14 protein-coding genes are annotated in these 13,247 nt (G+C 38.8%); 7 read left to right on the forward strand and 7 right to left on the reverse strand.

The genetic code is table 11. The features are described 5' to 3' along the window. Positions 1–758: 758 nt before the first annotated feature. The 3 genes from OQZ33_RS15155 to OQZ33_RS15165 are packed head-to-tail and all read right to left on the reverse strand — an operon-like array spanning position 759 to position 3,178. Positions 759–1,118: a CoA-binding protein gene (locus tag OQZ33_RS15155; RefSeq protein ID WP_265799914.1), complete on the reverse strand. Its 360-nt coding sequence runs from the start codon at positions 1,116–1,118 to the stop codon at positions 759–761. Positions 1,119–1,127: 9 nt separating this feature from the next. Beyond that, positions 1,128–1,604, reverse strand: a complete 477-nt coding sequence (locus OQZ33_RS15160) for a DinB family protein (protein ID WP_265799915.1) — start codon at positions 1,602–1,604, stop codon at positions 1,128–1,130. 32 nt (positions 1,605–1,636) lie between these two features. Next, the gene (locus OQZ33_RS15165) at positions 1,637–3,178 is read right to left on the reverse strand and encodes an NAD(P)/FAD-dependent oxidoreductase (RefSeq protein ID WP_265799916.1); all 1,542 of its coding nucleotides are present in this window, start codon (positions 3,176–3,178) and stop codon (positions 1,637–1,639) included. Between the two features lie 216 nt (positions 3,179–3,394). On the opposite strand from OQZ33_RS15165, the gene OQZ33_RS15170 reads away from it, so the two are divergent. The 5 genes from OQZ33_RS15170 to OQZ33_RS15190 all read left to right on the forward strand — a co-directional run bounded on the left by OQZ33_RS15170 (position 3,395) and on the right by OQZ33_RS15190 (position 6,360). Continuing rightward, entirely contained in the window at positions 3,395–3,976 is a 582-nt protein-coding gene (locus OQZ33_RS15170; protein ID WP_056852010.1) for a LemA family protein, read from the forward strand. Positions 3,977–4,059: 83 nt separating this feature from the next. Then, the gene (locus tag OQZ33_RS15175; protein WP_265799919.1) at positions 4,060–4,509 is read left to right on the forward strand and encodes a TPM domain-containing protein; all 450 of its coding nucleotides are present in this window, start codon (positions 4,060–4,062) and stop codon (positions 4,507–4,509) included. Continuing rightward, positions 4,506–5,300, forward strand: a complete 795-nt coding sequence (locus tag OQZ33_RS15180; RefSeq protein ID WP_265799920.1) for a TPM domain-containing protein — start codon at positions 4,506–4,508, stop codon at positions 5,298–5,300. The genes OQZ33_RS15175 and OQZ33_RS15180 overlap by 4 nt, the downstream gene beginning before the upstream one ends. Before the next feature lie 88 nt (positions 5,301–5,388). Continuing rightward, positions 5,389–5,775 (forward strand): hypothetical protein, encoded by a 387-nt coding sequence (locus tag OQZ33_RS15185; protein ID WP_265799921.1) that lies wholly within the window; start codon positions 5,389–5,391, stop codon positions 5,773–5,775. A 24-nt stretch (positions 5,776–5,799) separates the two neighbouring features. Continuing rightward, complete coding sequence (locus OQZ33_RS15190; protein WP_265799923.1) at positions 5,800–6,360, forward strand: NUDIX hydrolase; 561 nt, start codon at positions 5,800–5,802, stop codon at positions 6,358–6,360. A gap of 136 nt (positions 6,361–6,496) precedes the next feature. On the opposite strand, the gene dnaA is transcribed toward OQZ33_RS15190, so the two are convergent. The 3 genes from dnaA to OQZ33_RS15205 all read right to left on the reverse strand — a co-directional run bounded on the left by dnaA (position 6,497) and on the right by OQZ33_RS15205 (position 10,707). After that, entirely contained in the window at positions 6,497–7,927 is a 1,431-nt protein-coding gene (gene dnaA / locus OQZ33_RS15195) for a chromosomal replication initiator protein DnaA (RefSeq protein ID WP_056852006.1), read from the reverse strand. Between the two features lie 580 nt (positions 7,928–8,507). After that, complete coding sequence (locus OQZ33_RS15200; RefSeq protein ID WP_265799925.1) at positions 8,508–10,055, reverse strand: acyl-CoA mutase large subunit family protein; 1,548 nt, start codon at positions 10,053–10,055, stop codon at positions 8,508–8,510. Positions 10,056–10,176: 121 nt separating this feature from the next. Beyond that, positions 10,177–10,707 (reverse strand): hypothetical protein, encoded by a 531-nt coding sequence (locus tag OQZ33_RS15205; protein ID WP_265799927.1) that lies wholly within the window; start codon positions 10,705–10,707, stop codon positions 10,177–10,179. A 91-nt stretch (positions 10,708–10,798) separates the two neighbouring features. Here OQZ33_RS15205 and OQZ33_RS15210 point away from each other — a divergent pair, with 91 nt between their 5' ends. After that, positions 10,799–11,152, forward strand: a complete 354-nt coding sequence (locus tag OQZ33_RS15210; protein ID WP_010601380.1) for a HesB/IscA family protein — start codon at positions 10,799–10,801, stop codon at positions 11,150–11,152. A gap of 102 nt (positions 11,153–11,254) precedes the next feature. Beyond that, positions 11,255–12,484: an ABC transporter permease gene (locus OQZ33_RS15215; RefSeq protein WP_265799929.1), complete on the forward strand. Its 1,230-nt coding sequence runs from the start codon at positions 11,255–11,257 to the stop codon at positions 12,482–12,484. A gap of 24 nt (positions 12,485–12,508) precedes the next feature. On the opposite strand, the gene OQZ33_RS15220 is transcribed toward OQZ33_RS15215, so the two are convergent. After that, entirely contained in the window at positions 12,509–13,246 is a 738-nt protein-coding gene (locus OQZ33_RS15220) for a tyrosine-protein phosphatase (protein WP_265799931.1), read from the reverse strand. Position 13,247 lies beyond the last annotated feature (1 nt).

A 13,247-nucleotide genomic window follows, 5' to 3' on the forward strand; every position in this document is an offset into this window, starting at 1 on the left:
TCCGCTCTTTCAGGCGGCTTCCCATTTCTTCCGAACCGGGCTGCAAAGGTAGCGATCTTTTTCTTTTCCGCAAATTTATTTTAAAGTAAATTTTTGGCCTTTTCCACTCTCACATTCCCCAGATCCAGCTTTTCATTGCAACCGTTTCCTCCGAAGCGGGATGCAAAAGTAGAAAAAAATCCGCTCCCGGCAAATATTCAATCCCCTTTTTTCCATCCTTTACTGTAAACGCCTGTTTTTCAAGCCGAAAATTTTTAGGGAACGCCAAAACAAAAAGGGCGATCGGGTGTACGTTCGGGAAATCAAAGCCCGCAGGAGCCGGGTAGAAATATAGGGAGCAGGGAGACATACGATGGCCTGATGCTGCAGAATGTTAGCTATTATAGGTTTTGAATCATATATTACACATAGAGAACATATAGGTTACCTAACGGGGCAAAGCTTTTAAGTATTCAGCAGACGCCGTGATTTTTGCTTTCGCCCACGAGCTTTTTGTTTTATGAACCATATAGGAGAGATATATAGAATAGACGGCGTATCAGCGGTAAAAACTAAATACAACGGAAAGGGTTTCGGTATCGTGGTTTTTGGGTTGATGGTGGAATAGGGTTTGTTTCTTCAAATGCTGCGCCATGTAAGGCCGTCCGAGTTAGAAAATACTGCCTGCAGCTGGCAAGCGCAGCATCACATTTCCGGAGGGGCATTTGAAAAAAAGGAGGGGCTGAAGTTCGAGGATAACAGGAACAGCGCTTTCTCAATCAATATTGACCTGTACTTAGCATCACTAATGTACAAGCTCTAACCGGTTCAATTCCATGCTGATCTAATAACTTTTCGAGCTCGAAGTTTTCGGTACCAGGATTGAAAATTACCCGCTTTGGCTTGGTGTCTAGTATATAATTATGATATTGAGGCTGCAAAGCTGGCCCGATATAAAGTGTAACAGTGTCAATATCATCATGGATTACTCCAGGCTTTTCGATCTCGATGCCAGCAACTTCACCTTTTTTGATGCCAACATTGACAAAATCGTGATTGAAGCGCTTTAACATGTGGGCGGCTTTATAAGCGTATCTTGATGGATCTGGTGAAGCTCCTATTATTAATGTCTTTTTCATTTCTTAAAGTTAAGCATTATTAAATTTTGATAACAGCGCAATTTGGCCAGCATGATAAGCGTGGTGTTGTATCAAGCCATTTAACAACTCTGCTTTGGTTATTGCTGAACCTGAAATTGGAGTGATTTCATTTAATGTTTCTGAATCCCATTGACTATCTGAAAATTCAGTACATTGCCTGATAAGTTCTTCATTGGCTACCTTGAAATCAAAAATAATTCTTTCCCACGCTTGAGCAGATTTTGTTTCAGGAATTGGCCAATCTCCTTTTACTGGTTCACCCGATGGAGCGCCCATCAATCTAGAAGTCACTTCTTCTGTCCAAGAGGTAAGGTGAAGTGCAATTTCTGCAATAGAATGTGCTCCGGGAATGAAATGTTCGAATGCATTTTCTGCCAGAACATTATTTAAAATCTGCATGGAATGATTACCATGCCAAGCATCGCCATTAAAGGCCCTTTGCATTTCGTTTAAAATATTCAGCATATCTTAAATAACAAGCCTAGCATTATAATGTTTTATAGCGAGTTTAGGATTGCGTTGGCACAATTAATTCCATCAATAGCGGCTGAAACAATTCCGCCAGCATACCCAGCACCTTCTGCGCAGGGATACAAACCCTTGATCTGAGGATGCTGATAGGATTCTTTATCTCGTGGAATACGAACGGGCGACGAGGTTCGGCTTTCTACACCAACCAAGATTGCCTCATTTGTATAATAGCCTTTCATTTTTTTTCCAAACAATGGCAGTGCGGCTTTTAGACTCTCTGATACGAATTGTGGAAGAATATTATCTAACATTACGCTTTTGGTACCTGGCAAATAAGAATTTCTTGGCAAATCTATCGATAGCTTATTATTAACGAAATCTATCATGCGTTGTGCCGGGGCTACTAGGTTTCCTCCGCCAGCTTCGAAAGCAAGCTTTTCTATTTCCGATTGAAAGTTTAGCATTCTCAGCGGATCATAACCCTGAACATCATCTAAAGTAACCTGAACGACGGTGCCAGAATTTGCAAATGGATTATTCCTTTTTGAAGGCGACCAGCCATTTACCACGATTTCGTTTTCGCCCGTAGCACAAGGTGCTATGATGCCGCCGGGACACATACAAAATGAAAATACACCACGTGCCCCCACCTGCTCTACCAAGCTATAATAAGCAGGCGGCAAAAATTCAGACCGGTTATCGCAGTGATATTGGGCTGCATCGATAATTTCCTGAGGGTGTTCAATTCTTACTCCTAATGCAAATGGCTTTGCTTCGATTAAAATATTCTTTCCATGCAATAATTCATACACATCTCTTGCAGAGTGACCGGTAGCAAGAATGAGATGTTCTGCATATATCTTATCTTCAAAATTTACTTCAATGCCTTTTACTTTACCAAATTCGGTGATGATGTCTGTCATCTGTGTATCGAAGAAAACTTCTCCACCAGCATTTAATATGGTATCTTTTATTGCGGTAATAATGTGTGGCAATTTGTTTGTACCAATGTGCGGCCGAGCATCTATCCTGATATCCTTCTCAGCACCGTGATCAACAAAAACCTGTAATACTTTGTTTATGTCCCCCCTTTTATTAGAGCGTGTATAAAGTTTCCCATCAGAATAGGTACCGGCACCACCTTCTCCATAACAGTAATTTGATTCGGTATTGACCAAACCTTGTTTATTTATAGCTGCTAAATCTCTGCGGCGCTGCTTCACATCTTTTCCACGCTCAATTATGATGGGTTTTAAACCATTCTCAATACATTGTAAGGCGGCGAATAATCCGGCGGGCCCGGCCCCAATAATTAATACAGGTTGTGCATTGCTTACATCTTGATAAGTGATCATTGAGATATCTATTGCAGGTTCTTCATCTATAAAAACCCTGACTTGCAGGCGGAAAATAACCTTTCTGGAGCGGGCATCAATAGAACGTTTCAAAATCTCGAAAGCCTTGATTCGGTTTTCTGCCATTTTTAAGGATTCTGAAAGCTTGTTTTTGATGATTTCATCCTGATCGAGCTGATGAGGAAGAAGCGTAATTTCGATGTCTTTTTGCATATATCATTGCTCAGGTATTTATCCCAAGAAAGTACAAAAATACAAAATCGGAGCAATAAATAGTATTCTGATTGTGCTGTTAAATTATCATATTGCTAGAGTTTTTAGTGATGCTAAAAGCTGTTATTATGACAGTTTGTAACAAAGGCATACAATTTGATATCTAATTTGTAAATTGAATAAAATTTAATTGGAACAAAGACAAAAAACATAAATATGAAAAAATTAGTATTTGGAATTATTGCTGCTGTAATTGCGGTAAGCACTTTAAGCTCATGCGGATACAATAGTATGGTGAGCCTGGACGAGAATGTGAAATCGAAATGGGGAACGGTACAAACACAGTATCAAAGAAGAGCGGATTTGATTCCGAACCTGGTAGCGACCGTTAAAGGTGCAGCAAAATTTGAACAGGGAACATTGACAGCAGTTACCGAAGCAAGAGCAAAGGCAACTCAAATGACTGTTAAAGCAGATGATTTGACTCCTGAAAATATTCAAAAATATCAAGCTGCACAAGGCCAGTTAAGTCAGGCTTTGGGTAAGTTACTATCCATTACCGAAAACTATCCAGAACTTAGGGCTACCCAGCAGTTTAGTGATCTATCTGCCCAATTGGAAAGTACCGAAAACAGAATTACTGTGGCACGTAAAGACTTTAATGATGCCGTTCAACAATATAATGGTAAGATCAGATCTTTCCCTACTAATCTAACAGCAGGGATGTTTGGGTTTAAACCTAAAGGTTATTTTGAAGCAGATGCCACTGCAAAAGACGCACCAAAGGTAGAATTCTAACTATAGGAACATAACATTTCGGGGTAATACGTGTTTAATTGTTTTAACATGTATTACCCTTTTTTACTTCTAAAACCAAAGACATGTCGTTATTTTCAGAGTTGGAACAAGACAGAATTGCAAAGGCCATTGCCGATGCCGAAAAAGCAACCTCGGGTGAAATCAGGATTGCGATAGAAAAGCACTGCCCTGATGATCCGTTTACCAGAGCTACACAATATTTCTCTGACCTGGATATGGACAAAACATCGCGAAGAAATGGCGTTTTGATTTACCTGGCAAATGCCGATCATAAATTTGCGATCATCGGTGACTTAGGGATTAATGCTCTGGTACCGGAAAATTTCTGGGAAACTACTAAAGTTGCCATGACTGCCCATTTTGCCAAAGGCAATTTAGCCGATGGCATAATTGCAGGAGTAGCTTTGGCTGGAGAAAAGCTAGCATTATTTTTTCCTCCTCAAAATGGAGATATAAATGAATTGCCAAATGATATTGTTTATATGGACAACAAAAAAAAAATTAAGAGATGAGAAAAATATTCCTTTTATTTTTATTTCTCTTCACCGCAAGCATTGGCTTTGCCCAGGATTTTCCTGAAAAACCATCTACTTTGGTTAACGATTATGCTGGTGTGCTTTCTATTGAACAAAGAGCGTCCCTGGAGAAAAAACTTGTAGCTTTTGATGATTCTTCCTCCACTCAAATAGCGATTGCGGTATTAAAATCGGTTGGGGATTATGACATTAACGAATATGCAGTAGAATTAGGCAGAACGTGGGGCGTGGGCCAGGGAGGTAAAAACAACGGAATCATGATTGTAGTGGCAGTTGGAGATCGCAAAATTTCCATTCAAACTGGCTACGGCCTGGAGGGGGCCTTACCCGATGTTTACGCAAAGCGAATTATAGATGAAGATATCAAGCCAAATTTTAAAACCGGTGATTACTATACGGGATTAGACCAGGCAACCACAGAAATAATAAATTATACCAAGGGAGAATATAAGAATGATAAACCTCGAACGTCGAATGCATCAAAAAAAGGCGGCGTTGGTAGTATTGCTGTAATTATTATTATTGTTATTGTAGTGATAATCATTATGCGTAAAGGCGGTGGAGGCGGCGGCAGCGAAATTATAGGCGGCCGTGGTGCTTCAAATGCGCTTTTTTGGGCTATGCTTTTCGGAAGCGGAAGTGGCCGAGGTAGCGGAAGCAGTTGGGGTAGCGGTGGCTTTGGCGGCGGTTCTTCTGGAGGTGGCGGTGGATTTGGTGGCTTCGGCGGTGGAAGCTTTGGCGGTGGCGGATCAAGCGGTAGCTGGTAGATTTGAGTTATAGGTTATAGGTTTGGAATACCTGCTTAACTATTGTTACTAGCACCTATTGTTTTTAGGCAATTAAACATTGAATTAAATGTATAGAAAAGACTTAATCACCGCGGAGATACAAAAGCTTGCTGAAGTTTTAGCCCGGATTATGGGGTTGAAATTAGAAGGTAAAATTCGAGACGCTCAAGCAATGTTTGACGAAACAATGGAAAAAAGTTTCACTTTAGCAACCGGAAGCTTAGAAGATACCGATCTAGCTATTTTTAAAAACTGGCTCGAATCGGTAAATTTTGCCCCGGAGAAGCTTGATTCGCTAAGCGAATTTCTATATTATGAACTGGGAGTAAGCGCTGAAAGAAATAAGCTGATCGCCCCTAAACTAAATATGATCTATAATTATTTATCAGATAAACACAAGGTTGTACATTTGGTTAATCTGCATCGACAGAAAACGATTCAACAATATATTTAATTTACGATTTCAGATTGAAGAAATATGAATAAAATTGAAAAGTGGCGAAAGCTCGCTTCTAAATATTTAGTGAAAGAAAAGTGGGCTACGCTAAGGGTAGACGAAGTGATGCTTCCTAACGGAACTGTGAAAGATGATTATTTCGTACTCGAATATCCTGATTGGGCCACTGCGATCGCCTTAACTGAAGAAGGCAAAATGATATTGGTTCGGCAATACCGCCATGCTGCTGATATCGTTTCTTTGGAAGTTCCGGGCGGAGTAATAGATGGAGATGAAGGTCCGGAGGCGGGTGTAAAGCGTGAGTTATTGGAAGAAACTGGTTATACCTTCAAAACCTGCAAACTGGTTGCTGAGCTCTATCCTAATCCGGCTACAGCAAATAACAGAACATTTACTTATGTATTAACAGGCGGGATTAAAACGCATGAACAACATTTAGATGAACACGAAATTCTAAGCGTTGAAGAATATACGATTGATGAAGTAAAACTATTACTTAAGGAAAATAAGATTGCTCAATGTATACATGTGGCTGCAATGCATTATGGTTTAGCTGCGCTAGAGGAGATGAAAGAGGTATAAAACTGCTTTCCATATTTGGGAACCTAGGAATGTAGAAGTACAAAAAAGAGGCCTGATTTTCAAAATGAAACAAGGCCTCTTTTTTTAGTGCTGGATATAAAATATTCTTTGATAGATCTTCTTCCTTAAAACCTGCTTAGCTCATTTTCAATTTCTTCTGGATATCATGAACATAGGCTTTAAATTTCTTATCCGTATCTATTAAATCTTCTACCGTTTGGCAAGCATAAATTACCGTACTATGATCGCGACCACCAAAGAAAGCACCAATAGTTTTTAGTGATGATTTGGTATGGCTCTTTGAAAGATACATTGAAATTTGGCGGGCCTGTACAATTTCCCGTTTCCGGGTTTGCGACTTTACCATATCAACCGGAACCTCAAAATATTCGCAAACCAATTTCTGGATATACTCCATTGAAATTTCTTTCGATGTATTTTTGATAAAATTCTTTAACATTTGTTTGGCTAACGCTAAATCAATCTCTTTCTTATTCAACGTTGCTTGAGCAAGTAAAGAAACCATAGCACCTTCCAACTCCCGAACGTTATTATCAATGTTATGCGCAACGTATTCAACTACCTCACCGGGCAATTCAATTCCATCAGCATACATTTTCTTCCTTAAGATAGCAATACGGGTTTCCAAATCGGGGATCTGCAAATCGGCAGATAAACCCCATTTGAAACGACTTAAAAGGCGCTCTTCCAATCCAGCTAAATCTTTTGGCGCTTTATCTGAAGTCAAGATCACCTGCTTACCAGATTGGTGCAGATGGTTGAAAATATGGAAGAAAATATCCTGGGTTTTCTCTTTACCGGCAAAATTGTGTACATCATCCATAATGATGACGTCCATTGCCTGATAGAAATTCACAAAATCGTTAATGGTATTATTCTTTAATGAATCTACAAACTGCTGGCAAAATTTCTCGCAGCTTACATAAATCACCAGTTTATCTGGCATACTGCGTTTAATTTCGTTACCAATTGCTTGCGCTAAGTGAGTTTTACCTAAACCAACCCCACCATAGATCATCAATGGGTTGAATGATGTACCACCTGGTTTTGCCGCTACGGCATATCCTGCAGAACGAGCTAAACGGTTGCAATCTCCTTCTATATAATTTTCAAAAGTATAATTGGAATTTAATTGTGGATCAACATTTAACTTTTTTAATCCAGGGATGATGAAAGGGTTTTTGATATCCTTATTTATTGATACGGGGATTGGCATTGATTGTACTTTTGCCTCTGCCCCATTTCCATTTGATGGCATGTTGGTGGTATATGGACTACCACTATTGGATGATTTATCAACTACGATATTATATTCCAACCGGCCATCCTCTCCAAGTTGTTTTTTTACTGTTTTACGTAGTAAGCCTACATAATGTTCTTCAAGCCATTCGTAAAAGAACAAACTTGGTACTTGTATGGTTAAAACCTTACCTTCCAATTTAAGGGCTGTGATAGGCTCGAACCAAGTTTTGAAACTTTGGTTCGGGATGTTATCCTTAATAATTTGAAGACAGTTCTTCCACACTTCTGTACAAGTTTTTTCCATTGCGATTTTTATAATTTATTGGTTTACAGTACCGATTCGAATTAAAAGGATGGTCCGTTTCGGGACTACGAATATTGAGAAAATTATCAACATTTTAAACAAAAATCTCAAATAAATCGTAACGTACTGATAAGGAATATGGTAGACTGCTTAATCTCAATTTTTTGTGTTGATAACTATTTATTAACATAGGTTTTCCACATTTCCCTCCATTTGACTCCAATATTCTACCTCGTTTAAATCTCCCTTACAAAAGCAAAATCCAAGCCACTATACCAGATTGTTGGGCGATTTGTTATAGTTTTTGTTTTGGAAAAACCAAAAAGCTGACTATCAAAGCAATTATTTTAAAGTAAATAAATTGACATTAAATTTGCCAGCTGAAACGGAATAAATTGTGGTACTATTTCGCTTTTTACAACATTAGCAAAGTAGATTTCTATTTAATATCCGATGCCAGTTTAGTCATAGAATACGTAGTTCCATTTGTAGCGTTATAGCTGTATAATCGAAAACATACAACCAGACCGAAAGCGCTGACTATATAAAAAGCTCTGGTTTAAAAATGAAGCATCTATTGTTAATACTCTCCAAATACTTTGCGCAAGACATTGGCAATTTCTCCTAATGTTGCATATTTTTCAACGGCATCAATAATGAGCGGCATCAAATTTTTCGTACCGCTCGCTGTTTCTTCCAATGCATTCAATGCTTCAGCTACCACATCGTTGTTACGCTCGCTTTTTAAGCGGTGCAGTTTTTCAGTTTGCAACACGCGAATAGAATCATCAATATTAAAAACCTCTGTTAAACCCTCCTCTTGTTGGGTAAATTTATTTACCCCCACCGAAATCCGCTCACCTGTTTCAATTTCTTTTTGATATTGATAAGATGCACTGGCAATCTCATTCTGCATGTAATCACTTTCTATGGCATTTACCGAGCCACCCATCGCATCGATCTTATCAACGTAACTCCAGGCCGCAGCTTCAACTTCATCAGTCAGATTTTCGATAAAGAATGAGCCCGCTAAAGGGTCGACTGTATCGGTTACGCCACTTTCAAATGCTATTATTTGCTGTGTACGCAAAGCGATTTTTGCTGCGGCTTCGGTGGGTAATGAAAGTGCCTCATCATAGCCATTGGTATGAAGCGACTGTGTTCCGCCTAATACCGCAGCCATGGCTTGGTTGGATACTCTGATTACATTGTTAAGTGGTTGCTGCGCAGTTAACGTTGAGCCGCCCGTTTGAGTATGAAAACGCAACATTTGAGCCTTTTCATCGGTAGCGCCCAGGTCTTTCGTTATCTTTGCCCACATTCTTCGGGCTGCCCTAAACTTGGCAATCTCTTCAAAGAAGTTATTGTGGCAATTAAAGAAAAACGACAAACGTTTTGCAAATACATTAATATCTAAACTCTTATCTATCGCAGCTTTCAAATAGGTTTTGCCATTGGCTAGCGTAAATGCCAATTCTTGTACTGCAGAAGATCCCGCTTCGCGGATATGGTAACCAGAAATAGATATCGTGTTCCATTTTGGCACTTCCTTACTGCAAAACTCAAAAATATCAGTAATTAACCTCATCGATGGCTTTGGAGGATAGATATATGTTCCTCGTGCAGCGTACTCTTTTAAAATATCGTTTTGGATGGTACCAGATATCTGTTTCAAATCTGCTCCCTGTTTTTTAGCTAATGCAATGTACATGGCCAATAAAATTGATGCAGTCGCATTGATCGTCATCGAAGTGGTAATGTTTTTTAATTCAATACCATCGAAAAGAATCTCTATATCTTTAAGTGAATCGATGGCAACACCAACTTTTCCAACCTCTCCATCTGACATTTCATGATCAGAATCGTAACCGATTTGAGTAGGTAAATCGAATGCTACCGACAACCCGGTAGTTCCCTGGGCTAATAAATAATGGTAACGTCTATTTGATTCTTCTGCAGTTGAAAACCCCGCGTATTGACGCATGGTCCATAACCTTCCGCGATACATATCTTTCTGAATTCCTCGGGTAAATGGAAATTCACCAGCCTTTTCTTCCATCGGCTTTGCCGAAGTATAAATCTCCTTAATTTCGATGCCGGAAGTGGTTGTATGTTTGTTATCGCTCATATTCGGTTAGTTCAATAGCCACTTGTTCATTGTTTAACTGATAGCTACTTGTAATATCACTAAATCAATTAATACTTTTTTTAAAATTGATCAACTTCGCAGCTAATCGCTTATCATCAATTTAAAATAGCTTCTGAATATCTTTTTTGACCAACTCTATCGTCAAATCATAGGGATTTTCATCAATGCTGGTCATGTGCTGCAAAATTGCTTTGCTTAGCTCAATACCATTTGCATCAGCAGGTAATCCATGCACAGCATTATTAATCATGGCAATGGTATCATCCTTAAGTTTTCGTACTACATTCCAGGTTACGCTATCTACATAGAGCTGCTGCGAAATGTTGTGTTGATACTCAGACCGTACCTCATTTAAAATTCCGGCTTGCAATGTTCCAATGCCTATCCCCTGCTGGTGGAGGCGTATCAATAAATTAGCAGGATTAATGCGGTCAGTAAAAATGATTAATCGTTCGTGCGCCTGTAAGCGCAACGGTAACAAATGTGCTCTACTTTCCTTATTAAGTTCAATATTTTTTAAGTCGAAAAAACGCTGTATATCGTTCTTTAAAATATAATAAACTCCCATCAAGGCTAAAAAGACACCTGCAAAGAGAATCACTATATCTGTTAAAATCTGTTGAATATTCATACTATTGTTTAAATACGGTAATATTAACCTACCACTAAAAGCAAAAATGTGCATTATTATTTATATTTGTAACAGATAAAATTTAAATAACATGAGCACAACAGTTGATACATCATTTGCACCAGTTACTTTTTCAGAAGGTGCAGCAAAAGAGTTATATAAATTAAAAGATCAGCAGGAGATTAGTGAGGATTATGGTTTACGTGTAGGCGTTGAAGGTGGTGGCTGCGCTGGAATGAATTACGTTTTAGGCTTCGACCAGAAAAAAGAAGGCGATCAGGAATTTTTTATTGATGGCATTAAGGTTTTTATGAACAAAGCACATCAAATGTACCTCATGGGTATGATGATTGACTGGCAAGATGGTTTAAATTCTCGCGGTTTTACATTTGTTAACCCGAATGCAACAAGTACTTGCGGTTGCGGAACGAGTTTCTCAGCATAAATAAAATATTATTGTAACATATAGTGCGGTCCCTTTGTCTAAACATCGGGACTTTTTTTATTTTTACAGGCTTTGTCCGCCAAACGCTTATCGCAATACTAAATGAACTACAGAGAAAACATCAGACTGGCATTAGAATCTATCAAGGGCAATCGCTTACGCACCATGCTTACTGCCCTAATTATTGCCATAGGTTTGATGGCTCTAGTAGGTATTTTAACCACGCTTGATGCTGTAAAGAAAAGTATGACTGATGCCTTTAGTAGCATGGGCGCTAATTCTTTTACGATTAGAAACCGCGGAACAGGAATTAGAATTGGAAACGGAAAAAGACCAAAACCTTTTAAATCTATCCGTTACGAAGATGCTGTTAAATTTAAAAATGGCCTGAATGCCCCGGCAACAGTTGCTGTTAGTGTTTTTGCAAGCGGTGGCTCAACGGTAAAGTATGGTACATTAAAAACAAATCCGAACATTAACGTTCAGGGTATAGATGAGAATGGCTTAGCTTCTCAAGGCTTGAGTTTATCAGAAGGTAGAAATTTCGGACTTTCAGAAGTCGCCATGGGAAGCAATGTGTGCATTGTTGGAGGAGAAGTTATAGAACGACTTTTTAAAGATTCTGATCCGATGGATAAGTTGATCAACGTTGGAAACAATCGTTTCAAAATTATCGGCGTTTTAGCAAAAAAAGGTTCTAGCATGGGTTTTAGTGGAGATAGGGCTGTATATGTACCCCTGCTAAAGGCCAAACAGATTAATGCAAATGCTAATCCATCTTACACCATCACCGTTATGGTATCTGATAATAATGATCAGGAAAATGTAATTGGCGAATCGACCGCGTTATTTAGAAATATCCGTAAAGTAAAAATTGGGGAAGGGAATAATTTTGAAATTACCAAGAGCGACGCCGTTGCGCAAACCTTGTTCGAAAACCTAGCTTTTGTTGCCGTTGGCGGCGTAGCTATTGGTATTATCACTTTACTAGGTGCTTCTATTGGTTTGATGAATATTATGCTAGTAAGTGTAACAGAGCGTACACGGGAAATTGGAATTAGAAAAGCCATTGGTGCAAATCCTCAGGTTATTCGTAGACAGTTTTTGATTGAGGCTGTGGTAATTTGCTTAATGGGTGGGGTATTAGGAATATTCTTAGGCATCGTTTTAGGAAATGTGATATCTTTAGCCATGGGTGGCGCTTTTATTATTCCATGGTTTTTTATTATCGGAGGCTTTGCCCTTTGTGTATTGGTAGGAATCGTTTCCGGATATTATCCAGCAAAAAAAGCCTCAAAATTAGATCCTGTTGAGGCATTGCGATATGAATAAGCCCCAATTTCGGGAGCTGGCTGATTAAATCAACACATTATTTAGCTGATGCTCGCTTAGTAGGCGCTGCATTATTGGAGTATTCAAACTTTCTTCGAGCGCAGCGGCATGTTTTAAATGATGCATGTCGCTTCCAATAAAATCTACCCAATGGTTTTCTGCCATTTCTTCAGCAACTTTTTTGGCTCCAGAACCATAATATCCTGTTAAGGCAATTGAATTCATTTGCAACAAACAACCAGTTTCTTTGATCTGGCTATAATTTTCTAAACTGACGTAGTAGTATGGATACCGCTCGGGATGAGCAAGCACCGGCTTATAGCCTGCATCTTGCATCATTTTTATAGTGTCGAAAAGATTTTGAGGCGCATTGATATAAGAAAGTTCGAAGAGCAAGTAATTACTACCAAAAGTGAGAACTTCTTTTTGCTTAACTTTCTTTTCTAAAGTTTCATCCAGATAATATTCGGCGGCGGCATCAATTTCTAAATCAAGCTGAATTTCTTGTATACCTTTCCTCAAAAGATCTAAATTGCGATTGATGGTATCAGGCGTATTGCGAAAATAATCGGCCATGATATGCGGGGTGGCAATCAGTTTTTTAAATCCTAATGATTTGAATTTTTTAGCCAATAGAATCGAATCGTTTATGGTTTGTGCACCATCATCTATCCCAGGAATAATATGAGAGTGCATATCAGTTCCAATATTTGAAAAGTTAAATTCGGGAACTATTTTTTTCTTCTTAAACAATCCGAACATA

Origin of the sequence: Pedobacter sp. MC2016-05 (assembly GCF_026239735.1) — a bacterium.
GTDB lineage: Bacteria > Bacteroidota > Bacteroidia > Sphingobacteriales > Sphingobacteriaceae > Pedobacter.

Coding starts and splice junctions, on each gene's coding strand:
- OQZ33_RS15205 (WP_265799927.1), bottom strand. CDS start 10,707: ATGAATATTCAACAGATTTTAACAGATATAGTGATTCTCTTTGCAGGT.
- OQZ33_RS15165 (WP_265799916.1), bottom strand. CDS start 3,178: ATGCAAAAAGACATCGAAATTACGCTTCTTCCTCATCAGCTCGATCAG.
- OQZ33_RS15155 (WP_265799914.1), bottom strand. CDS start 1,118: ATGAAAAAGACATTAATAATAGGAGCTTCACCAGATCCATCAAGATAC.
- OQZ33_RS15175 (WP_265799919.1), top strand. CDS start 4,060: ATGTCGTTATTTTCAGAGTTGGAACAAGACAGAATTGCAAAGGCCATT.
- OQZ33_RS15170 (WP_056852010.1), top strand. CDS start 3,395: ATGAAAAAATTAGTATTTGGAATTATTGCTGCTGTAATTGCGGTAAGC.
- OQZ33_RS15190 (WP_265799923.1), top strand. CDS start 5,800: ATGAATAAAATTGAAAAGTGGCGAAAGCTCGCTTCTAAATATTTAGTG.
- dnaA (WP_056852006.1), bottom strand. CDS start 7,927: ATGGAAAAAACTTGTACAGAAGTGTGGAAGAACTGTCTTCAAATTATT.
- OQZ33_RS15220 (WP_265799931.1), bottom strand. CDS start 13,246: ATGTTCGGATTGTTTAAGAAGAAAAAAATAGTTCCCGAATTTAACTTT.
- OQZ33_RS15200 (WP_265799925.1), bottom strand. CDS start 10,055: ATGAGCGATAACAAACATACAACCACTTCCGGCATCGAAATTAAGGAG.
- OQZ33_RS15160 (WP_265799915.1), bottom strand. CDS start 1,604: ATGCTGAATATTTTAAACGAAATGCAAAGGGCCTTTAATGGCGATGCT.
- OQZ33_RS15210 (WP_010601380.1), top strand. CDS start 10,799: ATGAGCACAACAGTTGATACATCATTTGCACCAGTTACTTTTTCAGAA.
- OQZ33_RS15180 (WP_265799920.1), top strand. CDS start 4,506: ATGAGAAAAATATTCCTTTTATTTTTATTTCTCTTCACCGCAAGCATT.
- OQZ33_RS15185 (WP_265799921.1), top strand. CDS start 5,389: ATGTATAGAAAAGACTTAATCACCGCGGAGATACAAAAGCTTGCTGAA.
- OQZ33_RS15215 (WP_265799929.1), top strand. CDS start 11,255: ATGAACTACAGAGAAAACATCAGACTGGCATTAGAATCTATCAAGGGC.